We start from the raw sequence: 17540 nt of genomic DNA on the forward strand, positions 1-17540 counted from the left end.
GGGACGTTCGTCCTGGCGGAGGACGAGAAGAGGGGGCGCGGTTCTTTAACGTGGTCCTACATCGAGCGGTTGCGGGGAACCGCAGGTGGGAGGTGGGGCTAACCCCCCACTGAAGACACCGCCGGGCACCAGGGTGCCGGACGTCCTCGATCGTCAGACTCAAGACGTACGCACGACGCGCTGAATCGCAACGAGGAGAAGAACCGTGACAACGGCTGTGACCATTCCCAGGCACGGGGGTACTGGAGGGACAACGGCGGTCGCGGCTCGGGCGCGCCAGGTCGTCAAGGCGTACGGGTCGGGGGAGACCAAGGTCGTCGCGCTCGACCACGTGGACGTGGACATCGCCCGAGGGCAGTTCACCGCGATCATGGGCCCCTCGGGCTCCGGCAAGTCCACGCTGATGCACTGCCTGGCCGGGCTCGACACGGTGACCGGCGGCCAGATCTATCTGGACGACACCGAGATCACCGGCCTCAAGGACAAGAAGCTCACCCAGCTGCGCCGGGACCGGATCGGCTTCATATTCCAGGCGTTCAACCTGCTGCCGACGCTCAACGCGCTGGAGAACATCACGCTCCCGATGGACATCGCGGGCCGCAAGCCCGACAAGCAGTGGCTGGACCGCGTGGTGGAGACCGTCGGCCTGGCCGGCCGGCTCAAGCACCGCCCGACCCAGCTCTCCGGCGGCCAGCAGCAGCGTGTCGCGGTGGCCCGCGCCCTGGCGGCCCGGCCCGAGATCATCTTCGGTGACGAGCCGACCGGAAACCTGGACTCCCGCGCGGGCGCCGAGGTCCTCGGCTTTCTGCGCCGCTCGGTGGACGAGCTGGGCCAGACCATCGTGATGGTCACCCACGACCCGGTCGCCGCCTCGTACGCGGACCGGGTGCTCTACCTCGCGGACGGCCGGATCGTCGACGAGATGTTCCGCCCGACCGCCGACGCGGTGCTCGACCGCATGAAGGACTTCGACGCGCGGGGGCGGACGTCGTGACCGTGCTCAAGACCTCGATGCGCAACTTCTTCGCGCACAAGGGACGGATGGCCCTCTCGGCTGTCGCGGTCCTGCTGTCGGTGGCGTTCGTGTGCGGCACGCTCGTCTTCACCGACACCATGAACACCACCTTCGACAAGCTCTTCGCCGCCACCGCGGCCGACGTCACCGTCAGCCCGAAGAACGCGAAGCCGGACGACCGGCCGCAGACCGGCCGGCCCGAGACGCTGCCCGCCTCGGCCCTGGAGCAGGCGCGCGGCGCCGCCGGGGTGAAGTCCGCCGAGGGCGGCGTCTCCAGCTCCAGCGTCACCGTCGTCAACGCCGAGAACGAGAACATGGGCTCTTCCAACGGAGGCCCCACCATCGCGGCCAACTGGACGGGCAACGACCTCAAGGCGATGGAGATCACCTCCGGTCACGCCCCGCGCGGGCCGACCGAGATGATGGTCGACGCCGACACCGCCGACAAGCACGACCTGAAGATCGGCGACGAGCTGCGCACCATCGCCGTCACCGGTGACTTCAAGGCGAGGATCACCGGTATCGCCTCCTTCAAGGTGACCAACCCGGGCGCGGCGATCGTCTACTTCGACACCGCCACCGCCCAGCGCGAACTGCTCGGCCGCACCGGCCTGTTCACCAACGTCTCGCTCACCGCCGCCGACGGCGTCAGTGACGAGCAGCTCAAGCAGAACGTCGCCGCCACACTCGGCGCCGGCACGTACAAGCTGGAGACGGCCGCCGAGGCCAAGGACTCCGGTCGCGACTCGGTCGGCTCCTTCCTCGACGTGATGAAGTACGCGATGCTCGGCTTCGCCGGAATCGCCTTCCTCGTCGGCATCTTCCTGATCGTCAACACCTTCTCGATGCTGGTCGCCCAGCGCACCCGCGAGATCGGTCTGATGCGGGCCATCGGCTCCAGCCGCAAGCAGGTCAACCGCTCGGTGCTGGTCGAGGCACTGCTGCTCGGCTTCTTCGGCTCGGTCCTCGGCGTCGGCGCGGGCGTCGGCCTGGCCGTCGGCCTGATGAAGATCATGAGCGGTATGGGCCTGGAGCTGTCCACCGACGACCTGACGGTCAAGTGGACGACCCCGGCGGTCGGCATGCTGCTCGGCATCGTGGTCACCGTCCTCGCCGCCTACCTCCCGGCCCGCCGGGCGGGCAAGATCTCCCCGATGGCCGCGCTCCGCGACGCCGGTACGCCGGCGGACGGCAAGGCGGGCCTGGTCCGGGCGGTCATCGGCCTGCTCCTCACCGGCGCCGGCGCCGCCTCGCTCTACGCGGCGGCCCACGCCGACAAGGCCAGCTCCGGCGCGGGCGTCCTCGGCCTCGGCGTGGTCCTCACGCTCATCGGCTTCGTGGTCGTCGGCCCGCTGCTCGCCGCCGGTGTGGTGCGGGTGATCAGTGTCGTGGTGCTGCGGATGTTCGGCCCCGTCGGCCGGATGGCCGAGCGCAACGCACTGCGCAACCCGAGGCGTACGGGAGCGACCGGCGCGGCCCTGATGATCGGCCTCGCCCTGGTGGCCTGCCTCGCGGTGGTCGGCTCCTCGATGGTGGCCTCGGCCACCGCCGAGCTCGACAAGTCGGTCGGCGCGGACTTCATCGTCCAGTCGGGCAACGGCCAGCCGATCGTGCCGCAGGCCGCCGACGCCCTGCGCCGGACCCCGGGCATCGCCCATGTCACCGACTACAAGCAGGTGGACGCGAAGATCACCACCCCGGACGGGAGGACCAGCAGCGAGGACCTCGCCGCCGCCAGCCCGACCTACGCCGAGGACCTGCGGCGCGAGACGGTCTCCGGCAAGCTCTCCGAGGCGTACGGCAAGGACGCGATGTCGGTCGGCGACAAGTTCGCCACGGACCACGACGTCAAGGTGGGCTCCGTCCTGACCGTCGCCTTCAAGAACGGCCGCACGGCCCACCTCAGGGTCGCGGCGATCACCTCGGACGACACCAACGTCGACAAGGGCGCGAAGTACACCAACGTCACGACCGCCGAGCGCTATGTGCCCGCCGACCGGATGCCCAAGAACATGATCATGTTCGCCAAGGCGGAGGACGGCAAGGCCAAGGAGGCGTACGCCTCGCTGAAGACGGCCCTCAAGCCGTACCCGCAGTACAAGGTGCAGGACCAGACGGACTTCAAGAAGGACCTGAAGGACCAGATCGGCCAGCTCCTGAACATCGTGTACGGCCTGCTGGCCCTGGCGATCATCGTCGCGGTGCTCGGTGTGGTGAACACCCTGGCCCTGTCGGTGGTCGAGCGGACCCGGGAGATCGGTCTGCTGCGCGCCATCGGCCTCTCGCGCCGTCAGCTGCGCCGGATGATCCGACTGGAGTCGGTGGTGATCGCCCTCTTCGGCGCCCTGCTGGGCCTCGGGCTCGGCATGAGCTGGGGGACGACCGCGCAGAAGCTGCTGGCCCTGGAGGGCCTGGGGGTCCTGGACATCCCGTGGCCGACGATCATCACGGTCTTCGTGGGCTCGGCCTTCGTGGGTCTGTTCGCCGCCCTGGTCCCCGCCTTCCGGGCGGGCCGGATGAACGTGCTCGGAGCGATCGCGAGCGAGTAGACCGCCGTACGGGGGTCGGCGGGGCGGTCCCGGGGAGTTCTTCGCGAACTCCCCGGGGCCGCTTCACGTTCCGGCGCGGTACTACACCTGCCGCTCCAGCAGGACGTATCCGTACGCCACGCCCACCACCGCGTAGCGGCTGCCCGGATGCAGCGCGCGGGCGTACTCCACCGGATTCCCGGCCCAGCCCGAGACGTTGTCGAGCGCGAGGTAGCGCGGGACCACCTCGCGGGTGTCGCCGACCCAGAACACCCGGCAGCGGGAGGTGAGCCGGGAGATCGGCCCGACGTTCGCCTCGACGGTCGCCCCGTCCGGGACCGCCGCCAGCATCCGCTCCCGCGCGGCCACTTCGGGGCTCTTGCGGTAGGTGGCGCCCTCGGTGAGCGAGTACAGCGGCAGCGAGGCGGTCAGCGCGAGGGCGGCGGCGGCCGCGGCGGCGGGCAGCTGGCGGGCGTACGACCGCAGCCACGGGCGCGCGCTGCGCCGGCCGCTGTCCACGGCGTCGGCCAGGGCCAGCGCGAGGACCGGCGTCAGCACGGCGCTGTAGTGCCAGTCGGTGGACCAGTAGTGGTCGTCCGAGGACAGGAACCGCCAGCCCAGGGTCGGTACGGCCGCCAGGAACAGCGGGGAGCGCACGGCGAGCAGCCCGGTGGGCAGCAGCAGCCACAGCAGCGTGCGCACTTTGGTGCCGAAGGCGGTGAAGGGCCCGGCGCCGGTGGTCTTGCCCCAGTAGTCGTACGCGCCGGTCGAGTTGAAGGCCGGTATCACCGCGGTCAGGGTGACCACGACGGCCACCACCCCGAACGCGGCGACGCCCAGCGCGTACGCGGCGGTGCGCGGTGAGCCGCGCCGGGCGCGCAGGGCGACGACCAGCGCGATCGCCGCGAGGGTCAGCCCCAGGTCCTCCTTGACCACGACCAGCGGCAGCGCCCAGCACAGGGCCGCCCGCCAGCGCCGGTCCAGCACGGCTTCGAGGGCGTAGGCGATGAGCGGCACGGCGAAGCAGATCTCGTGGAAGTCGAAGTCGGCGGCGCGCTGGATCCCCCAGGAGAGCCCGTAGGCGACGCCGACCGCCAGCCCCGCGCCCCGCCCGAGCAGCTTCGCCGCGCCACGGGTGACCGGTATCGCCGAGAGCGCGAACAGCGCGGCCTGGGCGACGAGCAGGGTCACGGGGGTCGGGAAGAGCCGGTAGAAGGGGGCGAGCAGGGCGGTCACGGGGCTGAAGTGGTCCCCCAGGATGTTGGCGCCGGGCCCCTTGAGGTCGGCGACGGGGGCGCGGAGATGCGCGTACCCCCGGACCGCCTGCTCGAAGATCCCCAGGTCCCAGGAGAGCGTCTCCATCCGCCGGTAGCGGAGTACGGAGACGGCGGCGTACGCGGCGAAGAGCGCGGCGGCGAGGAGGTGGGGGTCCCGGCGCCCGGGTGCGCCACCGCGGCCTTGTGAAGCCTTCTGCCCCGGTATGGAGGGAGATGCGACCCGGTTTTCGGGCAGCGTGAGTAGAGCTCCGTGCACGGTGAGGTCCTCGGGTCAGCGGATGCGGGACGGGGTGGCGGTGGCGGTGGGCGGGCCCTGGAGCCCGGTGGGCGTGGGCGAGCCGGCGGGCGGGGCGGCGGAGGAGGTGCTGGGCGGCGGGCTGAGGGGGTCCGCGCCGGCACGGGACGAGCCCGGCGGCGGGATGCTCGCCGAGGGCGTGCTGTGCGAGGGGAAGCCCGAGCCGGGGCCGCCGGGCGAGGGGGTGCCGATGTCGGAGGGGCTGCGGGACGGCGTCCCCGAGCCGTACGAGGGCGAGCCGGACGGCGTCCCGGACGGGGTGGACGGGTTGGCCGGGACCGTCGTCCCGGAGCCGCCCTGGAGCTTGAGCGCCGCGATCGCGCCCGTACCGGCGACCAGGCAGACCACACAGGCGGCGGTGGCCGCCAGCGTGCGCCGGCGCCGCCGCAGACCGCGCTCGGCGACCCGGGCGGGCGGCTCCGGCATGATCCGGCCCCCGCTGTCGGCGGCCGCCCGCTTGAGCGCCCGGGCCAGGGCCGGATCGCCCTCGTGGCCGTCGGGGAAGCCATGGGGGAATTCAGACACCCTGATCCTCCTCGGAGGTGAGGTGGGGCCGCAGCGCCGCGCGCGCCCGGGAGAGGTGCGTCTTCACCGTGCCGGAGGACAGGCCGGTCTCGGCGGCCACCTGCTCGACGGTGAGATCGCAGACGTAGTGCAGGACGGCCACGCGCCGCTGGCGCTCGGAGAGCAGGCGCAGCGCGTCGACGAGGGCGACGGAGGACGGGTCGGGGCCGTGCGCGGCCTCGGTGCGGCCACCGCTGTGCAGCCGCCAGGCCTCACCGGCCCGGCGGCGCCGGCGCCAGCGGCTCACCGCGAGCCGCCAGGCGACGGTACGGATCCAGGCCTCGGGCCCGGCGTCGCGCCGCAGCCGCGCCCGGCGGCCCCAGGCCCGTACGAACGCCTCCTGGACGACGTCCTGGGCCTCGTGGAGGTCGCCGGTCATCAGATAGACCTGGCCGACCAGATCCTTGACCGAGTGAGCGTAGAACTCCTCGAACTCGTCGTCGGTCAAGGCGGCTCCCGTCGGATGGACAGACCTGTCGGCGGACAGGTCTCACGGGATGTACGCCTGGCGGCGGCCGTTCGGTTGACAGGCCGCCGCAGGAATTTTCGGACCGGGGCCCGAAGGCCGGTTCTTCCGGAGGCCGGTTCCTCCGGAGATCGGGCTCTTCGCTCCTAGAGCTTCTGCAAACCCTTCTTCAGCCGCCGGCCCAGCGGCCGCTCGACATACCGGTGCACCAGCCAGCTCACCGCCAGCATCAGCGCGATCACCCCGCTGACCAGCGGGACGGGCTTCACCTGCGGGGAGAGCGCGCCGATGATCTCCCAGCCGATGTACTCGTGGAGGAGGTAGAGCGGATACGTCAGGGCGCCCGCGTACGGCAGCCAGCGCCACTGGATCCAGCTGAGCTTCCCGGTGGCGACCAGGCCCATCACCCCGAAGCAGGCCGCCATGACCGCGATGACCGGCCAGTACGGCACCGGGTGGGTCAGCCGCTCCTGGGCGTGCTCCCAGGTGCGCTTGGCCGAGGGCAGCGAGGCGACCAGGCAGAACAGGACGATGCCGGTCAGCATCAGGTTCGGCCGGAACCGGTACATCAGATAGAAGGCGACACCCGCGATGAAGCACCAGCTGTTGTCCGGCATGACCAGCATCCGCAGCGTGCTGTCGTCCGACTGGTAGGCGAGGGCGCTGGCCACCGCCCAGGCGCAGCAGAAGAAGAGGACACGGCGGTAGGTCAGCCCGCGCCAGGCCACCACTGCGAACAGCAAATAGAACCGCAGTTCGGCGAAGAGGGTCCAGTAGACGCTGTCGACGCTCTCGACGCCCATCGGCTCCTGGAACATCGTGAGGTTGGTGAGGACGTCCGCGAAGGGGTGTCCGCGCAGCCCGCCGGGGATGGCCGTCACGACGACGGTGGTGGCGATGACCGCGAACCAGTACGCGGGGTAGAGCCGCACCACGCGCGAGACGAAGAACGACTGGAGCGGTTTGCCCCAGCTGCTCATACAGATCACGAAGCCGCTGATGAGGAAGAAGAGCTGGACCCCGAGCCACCCGTAGGCGGCGACGGGGTAAGCGGCCGGAAATCTGGCGCGGGAATCGGATTCCGGCCATCGTCCGGTGAGCGCCATGTAGTGGAACATGACGACGGTGAGGGCCGCGAGGAGACGCAGACCGTCGAGGGCGTAGATACGGCTCGGCCGGCCCCCCTCGACGCCTGGGCCGGTCCGTGGGGTGACGCCGGTGCTGGTGAGCACCGGCTCGGGCTGAAGGAGCGCTGTCCGGGCCTGGTCGGGCATGTCGAGCGGGTTCCCCTCGGGCACAGATGTCAATGCATGGTCTCCGCGACGCCGCCGTCCTGCCAGGCGTTCGGCACGTCCGCCGGAGCCTATGGGGTTCCACAAGATTTGCAAAGGCTCACCCTTTGCTCAGGAATACCGCCAAAGGGGTGATCCTGGCCACGCGCGCCCCGTGGCTTGCTTCTCGCGCGGGTGTCACACCCACGTCGTACGCTGGGAACCCCCGGCCCGTCTGACGTGTCGGGCCCTTCGCGTTGCCCTCTCCCCGGGATGGAAGCCCTTCATGAGCCTGCACGGTCTGCTGGACGCGGTGGTACGGGACCCGGCGCTCGCCGAAGCCGTCGAGGCCGCCACCGACGGCCACCGGATGCACGTCGACCTGGTCGGCCCGCCCGCCGCGCGCCCCTTCGCGGTGGCCGCGCTGGCCCGGGGCAGCGCCCGCCCGGTGCTCGCGGTGACCGCGACCGGGCGCGAGGCCGAGGATCTGGCGGCGGCGCTGCGCTCGCTGCTGCCCGCGGACGAGGTGGCCGAGTTCCCGTCCTGGGAGACGCTGCCGCACGAGCGCCTCTCGCCGCGCAGCGACACGGTCGGCCGCCGCCTCGCCGTGCTGCGGCGCCTGGCGCACCCCCGGGACGACGACCCGGCCGCGGGCCCGGTCAGCGTGGTGGTCGCGCCGATCCGCTCGGTGCTCCAGCCCCAGGTCAAGGGGCTCGGCGACCTGGAGCCGGTGGCGCTGCGGACCGGGCAGTCGGCGGATCTGAACGAGATCGTGGAGGGCCTGGCGGCGGCCGCGTACGCACGGGTCGAGCTGGTCGAGAAGCGCGGCGAGTTCGCGGTGCGCGGCGGCATCCTGGACGTCTTCCCGCCGACCGAGGAGCACCCGCTCCGGGTCGAGTTCTGGGGCGACGACGTCGAGGAGATCCGCTACTTCAAGATCGCCGACCAGCGGTCCCTCGAAGTCGCCGAGCACGGCCTGTGGGCGCCGCCCTGCCGTGAGCTGCTGCTCACCGACGACGTCCGCACCAGGGCCGCGGCCCTCGCCGAGCGCCACCCGGAGCTGGGCGAGCTGCTCGGCAAGATCGCCGAGGGCATCGCGGTCGAGGGCATGGAGTCGCTGGCGCCGGTCCTGGTCGACGAGATGGAGCTGCTGCTCGACGTGCTGCCCAAGGGCGCGCTGGCGGTGGTCTGCGACCCCGAGCGGGTGCGCACCCGCGCGGCCGACCTGGTGGCCACCAGCCAGGAGTTCCTCCAGGCCTCCTGGGCGGCGACGGCGGGCGGCGGCAGCGCCCCGATCGACGTCGGCGCGGCCTCGCTGTGGGGCATCGCCGACGTCCGCGACCGGGCCCGCGAGCTCGGCATGATGTGGTGGTCCGTCTCGCCCTTCGCGGCCGACGACACCGACCTGGACGGGGACACCCTCAAGCTCGGCATGCACGCGCCCGAGACCTACCGGGGCGACACCCAGCGGGCGCTCGCGGACACCAAGCAGTGGCTCGCGGACGGCTGGCGCGCGGTCTATGTGACCGAGGCCCACGGCCCGGCCTCGCGGACCGTGGAGGTCCTCGGCGGCGAGGGCATCGCCGCCCGCCTCGACGCCGAGCTGGCCGACATCAGCCCCTCGGTGGTCCATGTCGCCTGCGGCGCCATCGACCACGGCTTCGTCGACCCGGGCCTGCGGCTCGCCGTGCTCACCGAGACCGATCTCACCGGGCAGCGCACGGTCAGCAAGGACCTGGGCCGGATGCCGGCCCGCCGCCGCAAGACCATCGACCCGCTCACCTTGGAGGTGGGCGACTACATCGTGCACGAGCAGCACGGGGTGGGCCGCTATCTGGAGATGGTCCAGCGCACCGTCCAGGGCGCCACCCGCGAGTATCTGCTCGTCGAGTACGCGCCCGCCAAGCGCGGCCAGCCCGGCGACCGGCTCTACATCCCCACCGACCAGCTGGAGCAGGTCACCAAGTACGTGGGCGGCGAGGCCCCGACCCTGCACCGGCTCGGCGGCGCCGACTGGACCAAGACCAAGCAGAAGGCCAAGAAGGCGGTCAAGGAGATCGCCGCCGACCTCATCAAGCTGTACTCGGCGCGGATGGCCGCCCCCGGCCACGCCTTCGGCCCGGACACCCCCTGGCAGCGCGAGCTGGAGGACGCCTTCCCGTACGCGGAGACGCCCGACCAGCTCTCCACCATCGCCGAGGTCAAGGAGGACATGGAGAAGACGGTCCCGATGGACCGGCTGATCTGCGGCGACGTCGGCTACGGCAAGACCGAGATCGCGGTCCGCGCGGCCTTCAAGGCGGTCCAGGACGGCAAGCAGGTCGCGGTCCTGGTGCCCACCACGCTCCTGGTCCAGCAGCACTACGGCACCTTCACCGAGCGCTACGGCCAGTTCCCGGTGAACGTACGGGCGCTGAGCCGCTTCCAGACCGACACCGAGGCGAAGGCGACCCTGGAGGGGCTCAAGGACGGCGCCGTCGACATCGTCATCGGCACCCACCGCCTCTTCTCCTCCGAGACCAAGTTCAAGGACCTGGGCCTGGTCATCGTCGACGAGGAGCAGCGCTTCGGCGTGGAGCACAAGGAGCAGCTGAAGAAGCTGCGCGCCAACGTGGACGTGCTGACCATGTCCGCCACCCCCATTCCCCGCACGCTGGAGATGGCGGTCACCGGCATCCGCGAGATGTCGACGATCACCACCCCGCCGGAGGAGCGCCACCCGGTGCTCACCTTCGTCGGGCCGTACGAGGAGAAGCAGATCGGCGCCGCCATCCGGCGCGAGCTGCTGCGCGAGGGCCAGGTCTTCTACATCCACAACCGGGTCGAGTCCATCGACCGGGCGGCCGCGCGGCTGCGCGAGATCGTCCCCGAGGCGCGTATCCAGACCGCGCACGGGCAGATGGGCGAGACCCAGCTGGAGCAGGTCGTCGTCGACTTCTGGGAGAAGAAGTTCGACGTGCTGGTCTCCACGACGATCGTCGAGTCCGGCATCGACATCTCCAACGCCAACACGCTGATCGTCGAGCGCGGCGACAACTTCGGCCTCTCCCAGCTGCACCAGCTGCGCGGCCGCGTCGGCCGTGGCCGCGAGCGCGGCTACGCGTACTTCCTCTACCCGCCGGAGAAGCCGCTCACCGAGACCGCCCACGAGCGTCTGGCGACCATCGCCCAGCACACCGAGATGGGCGCGGGCATGTACGTGGCGATGAAGGACCTGGAGATCCGCGGCGCGGGCAATCTGCTCGGCGGCGAGCAGTCCGGCCACATCGCGGGCGTCGGCTTCGACCTGTACGTCCGGATGGTCGGCGAGGCCGTCGCGGACTACCGGGCGCAGCTGGACGGCGGAGCCGAGGAGGAGCCGCCGCTGGAGGTCAAGATCGAGCTCCCGGTCGACGCGCACGTCCCGCACGACTACGCGCCGGGCGAGCGGCTGCGCCTCCAGGCCTACCGCGCGATCGCCTCGGCCAACTCCGAGGAGGACATCAAGGCGGTACGGGAGGAGCTCACCGACCGGTACGGCAAGCTGCCCGAGCCGGTCGAGAACCTGCTGCTCGTGGCCGGGCTGCGGATGCTGGCGCGGGCCTGCGGGGTCGGCGAGATCGTCCTCCAGGGCGCCAACGTCCGCTTCGCGCCGGTGGAGCTGCGCGAATCCCAGGAGCTGCGCCTGAAGCGGCTGTACCCGCGTACGGTCATCAAGGCGCCCACCCACCAGATCCTGGTGCCGCGCCCGACGACGGGCAAGATCGGCGGCAAGCCGGTGGTGGGCCGCGAACTGCTGGCGTGGACGGGGGAGTTCCTGACCACGATCCTCGGGTCCTGACCCGGGCCCGCCGAGGCCCGGGCGGGGGACGGGTGGGCCGCGCCCACCCGTCCGCCCACCGGCCTGCGGCCTTGACGGCCCGCCGGGAAGCTCAGGCCGGGGGCTGATCCTCCGGCCCGCGCGCGGAGGAGGACTGTTCGGCGGGGCGCTGTTCGGCCGCAGCCTGTTCGGCCGGGGGCTGCGTGGCCGGGTCCTGCGTGGCCGGGCCCTGTGCCTCGGCTTCGGTGCCGGCGTGGGTGCCGAGCGCCTCCCGTGCCTTGTTCCTTGCCACCTCCTGCGCCTGGTCGACCTGGCCGGTGAAGCGGTCGCCGGTCTTCTCGTCGACCCGGTCGCCGACGGACTCGATCACGTCGTCCGCCTTGTTCTGCGCCTGGTCCTTGAAACGGTCGAGGATCCCCATCCGCGGTCTCCTTCGTGGGGGAGGCAGGGCCGGTCACGACGCTACGCGCCGCCGCCCCGCCGCGGGCGGCCCGTCGCCGGTGGAGAGGGGCACGGCCGGGTGCGGGCCCCGCGCCGCCGTGCGCGGGCGGCCGGCCCGGCCCCGGCTTTCCGCCTTCGAGCCCCTATGGCCGCCGGGAGGCCGGGTAGGAGTCCCTAGGATCGCAGGGTTCCGCCAACTTCCTTCGAGGACGGCCCGTTGTGACGCGTACCTACCGAACCGCCCTTCCGGTGGCCGCCCTCGCGGGCGCGCTCGCCCTCACCGGATGCTCCGACAGCAAGAGCGAAGCCGGGAAGGCCAAGCCCGGCGCGCCCGCCGCGCGGGGCAGCGCCCTCGCCGCCGTGGACACCCTCACCGTCAAGGGCCGGGCCGCCAAGACCGGTTACTCGCGGGACCAGTTCGGCAGGGGCTGGACCGACACCGACGCCAACGGCTGCGCCACCCGCGAGGACATCCTCAAACGGGACCTGACGGACGTGAAGTTCAAGGACAAGTGCGAGGTCGCGTCCGGCACGCTGACCAAGGACGTCTACACCGGCCAGACCATCAAGTTCGTCCGGGGCGCCAGCAAGGTCGACATCGACCATGTGGTGGCCCTCTCGGACGCCTGGCAGAAGGGCGCCCAGCAGTGGGACAAGAAGAAGCGGGTGGCCTTCGCCAACGACCCGCTGAACCTGCTGGCCGTGGACGCGAGCGCCAACCGCCGCAAGAGCGACGGCGACGCGGCGACCTGGCTGCCCACGTTCGCCGCGGGCCGCTGTACGTACGTGGCGGACCAGGTGGCCGTCAAGAAGAAGTACGGGGTGTGGGTGACGGACGCCGAGAAGGAGGCGATGCGGAAGGTCCTCACGGAGTGCCCGCAGCAGAAGCTGCCCACCGGGTGAGTGCCCTTGCGGCCCCGCCGCTCCTCTCCGCACGGCTGCCGCTCAGCCCGTCTTCACCCAGTCCTGGCAGCCGCTGCTCTTGAAGTAGGCGTCGCCGGCGCCGACCTTCACGATCGCCGTGCCCGTGACGTTCTCGTTGGCGGCGATGGCGTCGGTGCTGTGCGAGGCGTCCTTGGCGCGCTCCCAGTAGCACTGGTCGTCCTTGTTGCCCGTCGACTTGTAGGTGCCCGGCGCGATGTCGGTGCCCACCTTGAACATGCCGCCGTCGCCCTTGAGCGTGGTCTTCGGGGCGCCCTTGGCCGCCGCCTTCGGGTCGACCAGGTGCCAGTCCTGGCAGTCGCTGCTCTTGAAGATCTTGTCGCCCGCCAGCACCGTCACATAGCTGGTGCCCGTCACGTTGTCGTTGGCGAGGATCGCGTCCGTGCTGCCCGAGGCGTCCTTGGCCCGCTCCCAGTAGCAGCCGTCCTTGTTGCCGGTGCTCACATACGTGCCGGGCTTGATGTCCGAGCCGACCTGGAAGCTGCCGTCGCCGAGGCCCTTCTCCTTCTTCTCCTTCTCCTTCGTCTTCTCGGCCTCGGGGCTCTGGCCCGCCTTGCGGGGTGCCTCCTTGGCGGCCGCGCTGCTCGGGGACTTGTCGTCCGAGCCGCCGCCCGCGCCGACCGCCCCGCCGATGGCGACCACCGCGACGACCGCGCCGACGCCGGTGAGGACCTTGTGGCGGGCGAACCAGTTGCGCTTCTGCTGAGACATGGCTGTGCCTTTCCGTCAGGCCCTGGGGCCGTGTGAACCGATGGAGCAATCACAACAGAGACTGTGAACCGAGTCAACATGCTTTACAAGGTTTGGTTAGTTCACGCACGTGTATGGAGTGCTCAGGCGGTGATCGCTATGCTGGGAGGCACAACAGACGAGGGGAGTCGGGCCCGTGCCGGACAACGCAAGCGAGGTGACCGCCGCCGGAATCGCCCGGCTCGCCGGGGTGGGCCGGGCGGCCGTCAGCAACTGGCGCCGCCGCCACGCCGACTTCCCCAGGCCCGTCGGGGGCACCGAGACCAGCCCCTCCTTCGCGCTGCCCGAGGTCGAGCGGTGGCTGCGCGACCAGGGCAAACTCGCCGAGGTCCCGCTGCGCGAGCGCGTCTGGCAGCAGCTCTCGGGCCACCCCGCCACCGCCGTGACGGGCCTGGTCCACGCGGGCCGCGCGCTCCTTCTCGTACGGGACGACCCGGACGGGTGGCGCGAGCTCACCGCACTCTCCGACGCGGCGATGGCCGAGCGGCTGCCGCGCGTGCTGGATGAGTCCGTTCACAGCAGCGCTGTGAACACCCCCGCCCCGGACCCGGCCGAGCTCGCCGCGTCCGTACCGCTGCTGCGCGGGGTCGGGGAGCTCGCCGCCGAGCTGGGCGCCCGGCAGACCTTCGAGTTCCTGCTCGGCCGCCACCTCGACGCCAACCCGCGCCAGTACACGCTGACCCCGCCCGGCCCGGCCGAGCTGATGGCCGCGCTGGCGCTTGGCCCGCAGGCCGCCTCGGTGCTCGACCCCGCGTGCGGCACCGGCACGCTGCTGCGCGCGGTCCCGCACGCGGAGGCGGTGTACGGCCAGGACGCCGACCCGGAGCTGGCGGCGCTGGCCGGGCTGCGGCTCGCCCTGCACGGCCCGGCCGAGGTGCGCACCGCCGCCGGCGACTCGCTGCGCGCCGACGCCTTCGGGCGGCTCGCCGTGGACGCGGTGCTCTGCCACCCGCCGTTCAACGAGCGCAACTGGGGCCACGACGAGCTCGCGTACGACGCGCGCTGGGAGTACGGCCTGCCCGCCCGCACCGAGTCCGAACTGGCCTGGGTGCAGCACGCGCTGGCCCGGCTGCGCGAGGGCGGCACGGCCGTCCTGCTGATGCCCCCGGCCGCCGCTTCCCGCCGCTCCGGGCGCCGTATCCGCGCCGGGCTGCTGCGCCGGGGCGCCCTGCGGGCGGTGATCGCGCTGCCCGCCGGAGCCGCCCCCCCGTACGGCATCCCGCTCCATCTGTGGGTGCTGCGCAAGCCGGGCGCGGGCAGCCACCCGGCGCCCGAGCTGCTGCTCGTCGACGCGGCCGGGCTGCCCGGCGGTGAGGCGGGCGGGCGCGACAAGCTGCCCTGGCAGACCGTGCAGAGCGCGGTCCTGGACGCCTGGGCGCCCTTCGACCGGGACGGCACCGCAAAGGAGCGGCCCGGGGTCAGCCGCGCGGTCCCGGTCATCGAACTCCTCGACGACGACGTGGACCTGGCCCCCGCCCGCCATCTGCCGCCGCCGGCCGCGGCGGGCGGCGCCGACGCGCTCGAAGCCGTACGCGAGGAGCTCGGCGCGACCCTGCGGCGCACCGCCGAGCTGACCCCGCCGCCCGCCGGGCCCGCCCCGCACCCGGGCGCCCGGCTGCCGCTCACCACGGTCGGCGAACTCGCCCGCGCGGGCGCCCTGGTGCTGCGCTCCGGCGGCGCGGGCGCCTCGGCCCCGGGCGTGCCCGTCCTCACCGAGCAGGACGTGCTGAGCGGTACCGGCCCCTCCGGCGCGCTGCCCGACGGCCCCGCCGAGGAGCCGGTGCTGACCGAGCCCGGTGACGTGGTGGTGCCGGTGCTCGGCGGCGGCACGGTCGCCCGGGTCGTCGACGAGGCCTCGGCCGGCGCCGCGCTCGGCCGGGGCCTCCAGCTGCTGCGGCCCGTCCCGGCCGCCCTCGACCCCTGGTTCCTCGCCGGGTTCCTGCGCGGCACCGCCAACAACCGCCAGGCCAGCAGCTACGCCACCACCGCCTCCCGGCTCGATGTGCGCAGGCTCCAGCTGCCCCGGCTGCCGCTGGAGGAACAGCGGCGCTACGGCGAGCGGTTCCGGGCGCTGGCCGCGTTCGAGGACGCGCTGCGGCTCGCCGGGCGGCTCGGCGAGCAGCTGGTGCAGGGGCTGCACGACGAGCTCACGGACGGCGCGGTGCGGCCCGACTAGATCCGGCCCGACTAGATCCGGACCGACCGGTTCCGTCGGCATACCCCCTGACCTGGGTGGACCCTGACCGGGCGTCACCTCTACGCTCTGGCCAGCGATGTACGTACCGCCCTGTCAGGAGCGCAGATGCCGAGCCCCGCGAGCGTGAAGGTGATCACCGTCCGGGTGGTCTTCTCCGTGCTGGTGGTGCTCACCCTGGGGCTGCTGGCGTGGACGGCGATGCTGCGGCTCGCGATCGTGCGCCGCACCCGGCGCGACTGGCTGCTGTTCTGGGCCCAGCTCACCGTCAACATCGGCTGTCTGTCGATGCTGCACACCCACTTCAAGGACAGCTGGGTCTCCGACGCCGGCATGGCCGTCCTGCTGGTGCAGGGCCTCGTGGTGGTCGTCTACTACCTGGTCGCCGACATCCACTTCCACCAGCGGACCCTCCCGGAGCCGCCCGCGTACCCGCCGGCGCCGCCGTCCCCGCGCATCCACCAGGTCCGCGCCGAGCTCGACGAGCTGAGCAGCCTGCTGCGCCAGCAGGAGGGCCGGTGAGCGCCGGGCGGGTGGTCGCCGGGCGCTACGAGCTGGCGGCGCTGCTCGGCCAGGGCGGCATGGGCCAGGTCTGGACGGCGTACGACCAGCGGCTCGACCGCCGGGTCGCGGTGAAGCTGCTGCGGCCCGACGCGGTGGCCGGGGCGAGCGCCGCCGACGAGACCCGGCGCCGGTTCGTGCGCGAGTGCCGGGTGACCGCGCAGGTCGACCACCCGGGCCTGGTCACCGTGCACGACGCGGGCAGCGACGGCGACGACCTCTACCTCGTGATGCAGCACGTCGAGGGCGCCGACCTCGCCGACCACCTCGCCGAGCACGAGCCCTACCCCTGGCCGTGGGCGGTGGCGGTGGCGGCCCAGCTGTGCGCGGCCCTGTCGGCGGTGCACGCGGTGCCGATCGTCCACCGCGACCTCAAGCCCCGCAATGTGATGGTGCGGCCCGACGGCACGGTCACCGTCCTCGACCTCGGCGTCGCCTCCGTCCTCGACCGCGACACCACCCGCCTCACCCGCACCGGCTCGCCGATCGGCTCCCCGGCGTACATGGCGCCCGAGCAGGCGATGGGCGGGGCGGTGGGCCCGTACACGGATCTGTACGCGCTCGGCGTGCTGCTCCACGAGCTGCTCAGCGGAAACGTCCCGTTCGCCGGGACCACCGCGCTCGGGGTGCTCCACCGCCACCTCTACGAGCCCCCGCTGCCGGTCCGCCAGGTGCGGCCGGAGGTGCCCGAGGCCCTGGAGGCGCTGGTGCTGCGGCTGCTCGCCAAGGACCCTGCACAGCGGCCCGGCTCCGCGCAGGAGGTGTACGAGGCGCTGGCCCCGCTGCTGCCCTCGCGCGGGGCCCCGGCCGGGCATCCGCTCGACCCGACGCGCCCGTTCCTGCGCCCGCACGCCCCCTGGCCGGACCGCGCGGCCACCCCGCCGCCGGTCCACGCGCCCGCGCCGGTCCCGCGGCAGGCCTCCGCGCCCGGCCGGCCCGATGTCGCCGCCGCCGTCGACGAGGCCAAACGGCTGCTCGGGGAGGGGCGGATCACCCAGGCCGTGGACATCCTCGGCGCGATCCTGCCGGCCGCCGCCGCCCGGCACGGCGAGGGCTCGCCCGTCGTACGGATCCTGCGCAAGCAGTACGCGGCGACGCTGATGGACGACGGCCAGTACCGCCGGGCGCTGCCGGAGCTCCGGCAGCTCGCCGAGGAGCGGGCCGCCGAGGCGGGCCCGGCCGACCCGCAGGCGCTGGTGTTCCGCCAGGAGGCCGCGCTCTGTCTGGAGCAGCTCGGCGAGGTCGCCGCCGCGCTCGCCGAGTACCGCGCGGTGCTGCCGTACCTGGAGAGCCCCTACGGCACCGGCGACCCGGCCCGCGCGGCCGAGATCCGGCGGCGGGTCGACGATCTGCTGCGCCTGCCGTCCGGCGCGGGACGCGCTTGACCTTCGCCGCCGGTTACCCACTGGAGGCATAGCGCCGTACTTCTTCTGGCAA

The 17540-nt window shown here is 72.6% G+C and carries 12 protein-coding genes and 1 pseudogene; 7 read left to right on the forward strand and 6 right to left on the reverse strand.

Annotated elements, in window-relative coordinates; all coding sequences use genetic code 11:
* Nucleotides 1–205 precede the first annotated feature (205 nt).
* Both ABD236_RS10125 and ABD236_RS10130 read left to right on the forward strand, forming a co-directional pair.
* The gene (locus tag ABD236_RS10125; RefSeq protein WP_344072629.1) at nucleotides 206–994 is read left to right on the forward strand and encodes an ABC transporter ATP-binding protein; all 789 of its coding nucleotides are present in this window, start codon (nucleotides 206–208) and stop codon (nucleotides 992–994) included.
* A complete protein-coding gene (locus tag ABD236_RS10130; RefSeq protein ID WP_344072631.1) occupies nucleotides 991–3564 on the forward strand; it encodes an ABC transporter permease in 2574 nt (857 codons plus the stop codon). The genes ABD236_RS10125 and ABD236_RS10130 overlap by 4 nt, the downstream gene beginning before the upstream one ends.
* An 81-nt stretch (nucleotides 3565–3645) precedes the next feature.
* Here the strand turns inward: ABD236_RS10130 and ABD236_RS10135 are convergent, their stop codons facing one another.
* The 4 genes from ABD236_RS10135 to ABD236_RS10150 all read right to left on the reverse strand — a co-directional run bounded on the left by ABD236_RS10135 (nucleotide 3646) and on the right by ABD236_RS10150 (nucleotide 7443).
* Nucleotides 3646–5076, reverse strand: coding sequence for a DUF2079 domain-containing protein (locus ABD236_RS10135; protein ID WP_425543849.1), 1431 nt, complete (start codon nucleotides 5074–5076; stop codon nucleotides 3646–3648).
* A gap of 15 nt (nucleotides 5077–5091) precedes the next feature.
* On the reverse strand, nucleotides 5092–5640 hold the full coding sequence (locus tag ABD236_RS10140; protein ID WP_344072633.1) for a hypothetical protein: 549 nt from the start codon (nucleotides 5638–5640) through the stop codon (nucleotides 5092–5094).
* Nucleotides 5633–6127, reverse strand: coding sequence for a SigE family RNA polymerase sigma factor (locus ABD236_RS10145; RefSeq protein WP_344072635.1), 495 nt, complete (start codon nucleotides 6125–6127; stop codon nucleotides 5633–5635). Before ABD236_RS10145 ends, ABD236_RS10140 begins: the two co-directional genes overlap by 8 nt.
* A gap of 164 nt (nucleotides 6128–6291) precedes the next feature.
* Entirely contained in the window at nucleotides 6292–7443 is a 1152-nt protein-coding gene (locus tag ABD236_RS10150) for an acyltransferase family protein (RefSeq protein WP_344072637.1), read from the reverse strand.
* A 259-nt stretch (nucleotides 7444–7702) separates the two neighbouring features.
* Here ABD236_RS10150 and mfd point away from each other — a divergent pair, with 259 nt between their 5' ends.
* Nucleotides 7703–11236, forward strand: a complete 3534-nt coding sequence (gene mfd / locus ABD236_RS10155; protein WP_344072639.1) for a transcription-repair coupling factor — start codon at nucleotides 7703–7705, stop codon at nucleotides 11234–11236.
* A gap of 91 nt (nucleotides 11237–11327) precedes the next feature.
* Here the strand turns inward: mfd and ABD236_RS10160 are convergent, their stop codons facing one another.
* Complete coding sequence (locus ABD236_RS10160) at nucleotides 11328–11636, reverse strand: antitoxin (RefSeq protein WP_344072641.1); 309 nt, start codon at nucleotides 11634–11636, stop codon at nucleotides 11328–11330.
* A 239-nt stretch (nucleotides 11637–11875) separates the two neighbouring features.
* Here ABD236_RS10160 and ABD236_RS10165 point away from each other — a divergent pair, with 239 nt between their 5' ends.
* Nucleotides 11876–12559: an HNH endonuclease family protein gene (locus tag ABD236_RS10165; RefSeq protein ID WP_344072643.1), complete on the forward strand. Its 684-nt coding sequence runs from the start codon at nucleotides 11876–11878 to the stop codon at nucleotides 12557–12559.
* Between the two features lie 42 nt (nucleotides 12560–12601).
* On the opposite strand, the gene ABD236_RS10170 is transcribed toward ABD236_RS10165, so the two are convergent.
* Complete coding sequence (locus tag ABD236_RS10170; RefSeq protein ID WP_344072645.1) at nucleotides 12602–13309, reverse strand: Rv1352/Rv1906c domain-containing protein; 708 nt, start codon at nucleotides 13307–13309, stop codon at nucleotides 12602–12604.
* A gap of 175 nt (nucleotides 13310–13484) precedes the next feature.
* On the opposite strand from ABD236_RS10170, the gene ABD236_RS10175 reads away from it, so the two are divergent.
* The 3 genes and pseudogenes from ABD236_RS10175 to ABD236_RS10185 all read left to right on the forward strand — a co-directional run.
* The gene (locus ABD236_RS10175) at nucleotides 13485–15524 is read left to right on the forward strand and encodes an N-6 DNA methylase (RefSeq protein WP_344072647.1); all 2040 of its coding nucleotides are present in this window, start codon (nucleotides 13485–13487) and stop codon (nucleotides 15522–15524) included.
* Between the two features lie 126 nt (nucleotides 15525–15650).
* Nucleotides 15651–16064: a hypothetical protein gene (locus tag ABD236_RS10180; protein ID WP_344072649.1), complete on the forward strand. Its 414-nt coding sequence runs from the start codon at nucleotides 15651–15653 to the stop codon at nucleotides 16062–16064.
* Nucleotides 16061–17458: pseudogene (locus tag ABD236_RS10185) on the forward strand (serine/threonine-protein kinase); the annotation flags it as partial. The gene ABD236_RS10180 and the pseudogene ABD236_RS10185, both read left to right, overlap by 4 nt.
* Between the last annotated feature and the right edge of the window lie 82 nt (nucleotides 17459–17540).

The organism is Streptomyces crystallinus (genome assembly GCF_039521265.1).
In the GTDB taxonomy this organism is placed as follows: Bacteria; Actinomycetota; Actinomycetes; order Streptomycetales; family Streptomycetaceae; genus Streptomyces; species Streptomyces crystallinus.

Coding starts and splice junctions, on each gene's coding strand:
- ABD236_RS10170 (WP_344072645.1), bottom strand. CDS start 13,309: ATGTCTCAGCAGAAGCGCAACTGGTTCGCCCGCCACAAGGTCCTCACC.
- mfd (WP_344072639.1), top strand. CDS start 7,703: ATGAGCCTGCACGGTCTGCTGGACGCGGTGGTACGGGACCCGGCGCTC.
- ABD236_RS10180 (WP_344072649.1), top strand. CDS start 15,651: ATGCCGAGCCCCGCGAGCGTGAAGGTGATCACCGTCCGGGTGGTCTTC.
- ABD236_RS10160 (WP_344072641.1), bottom strand. CDS start 11,636: ATGGGGATCCTCGACCGTTTCAAGGACCAGGCGCAGAACAAGGCGGAC.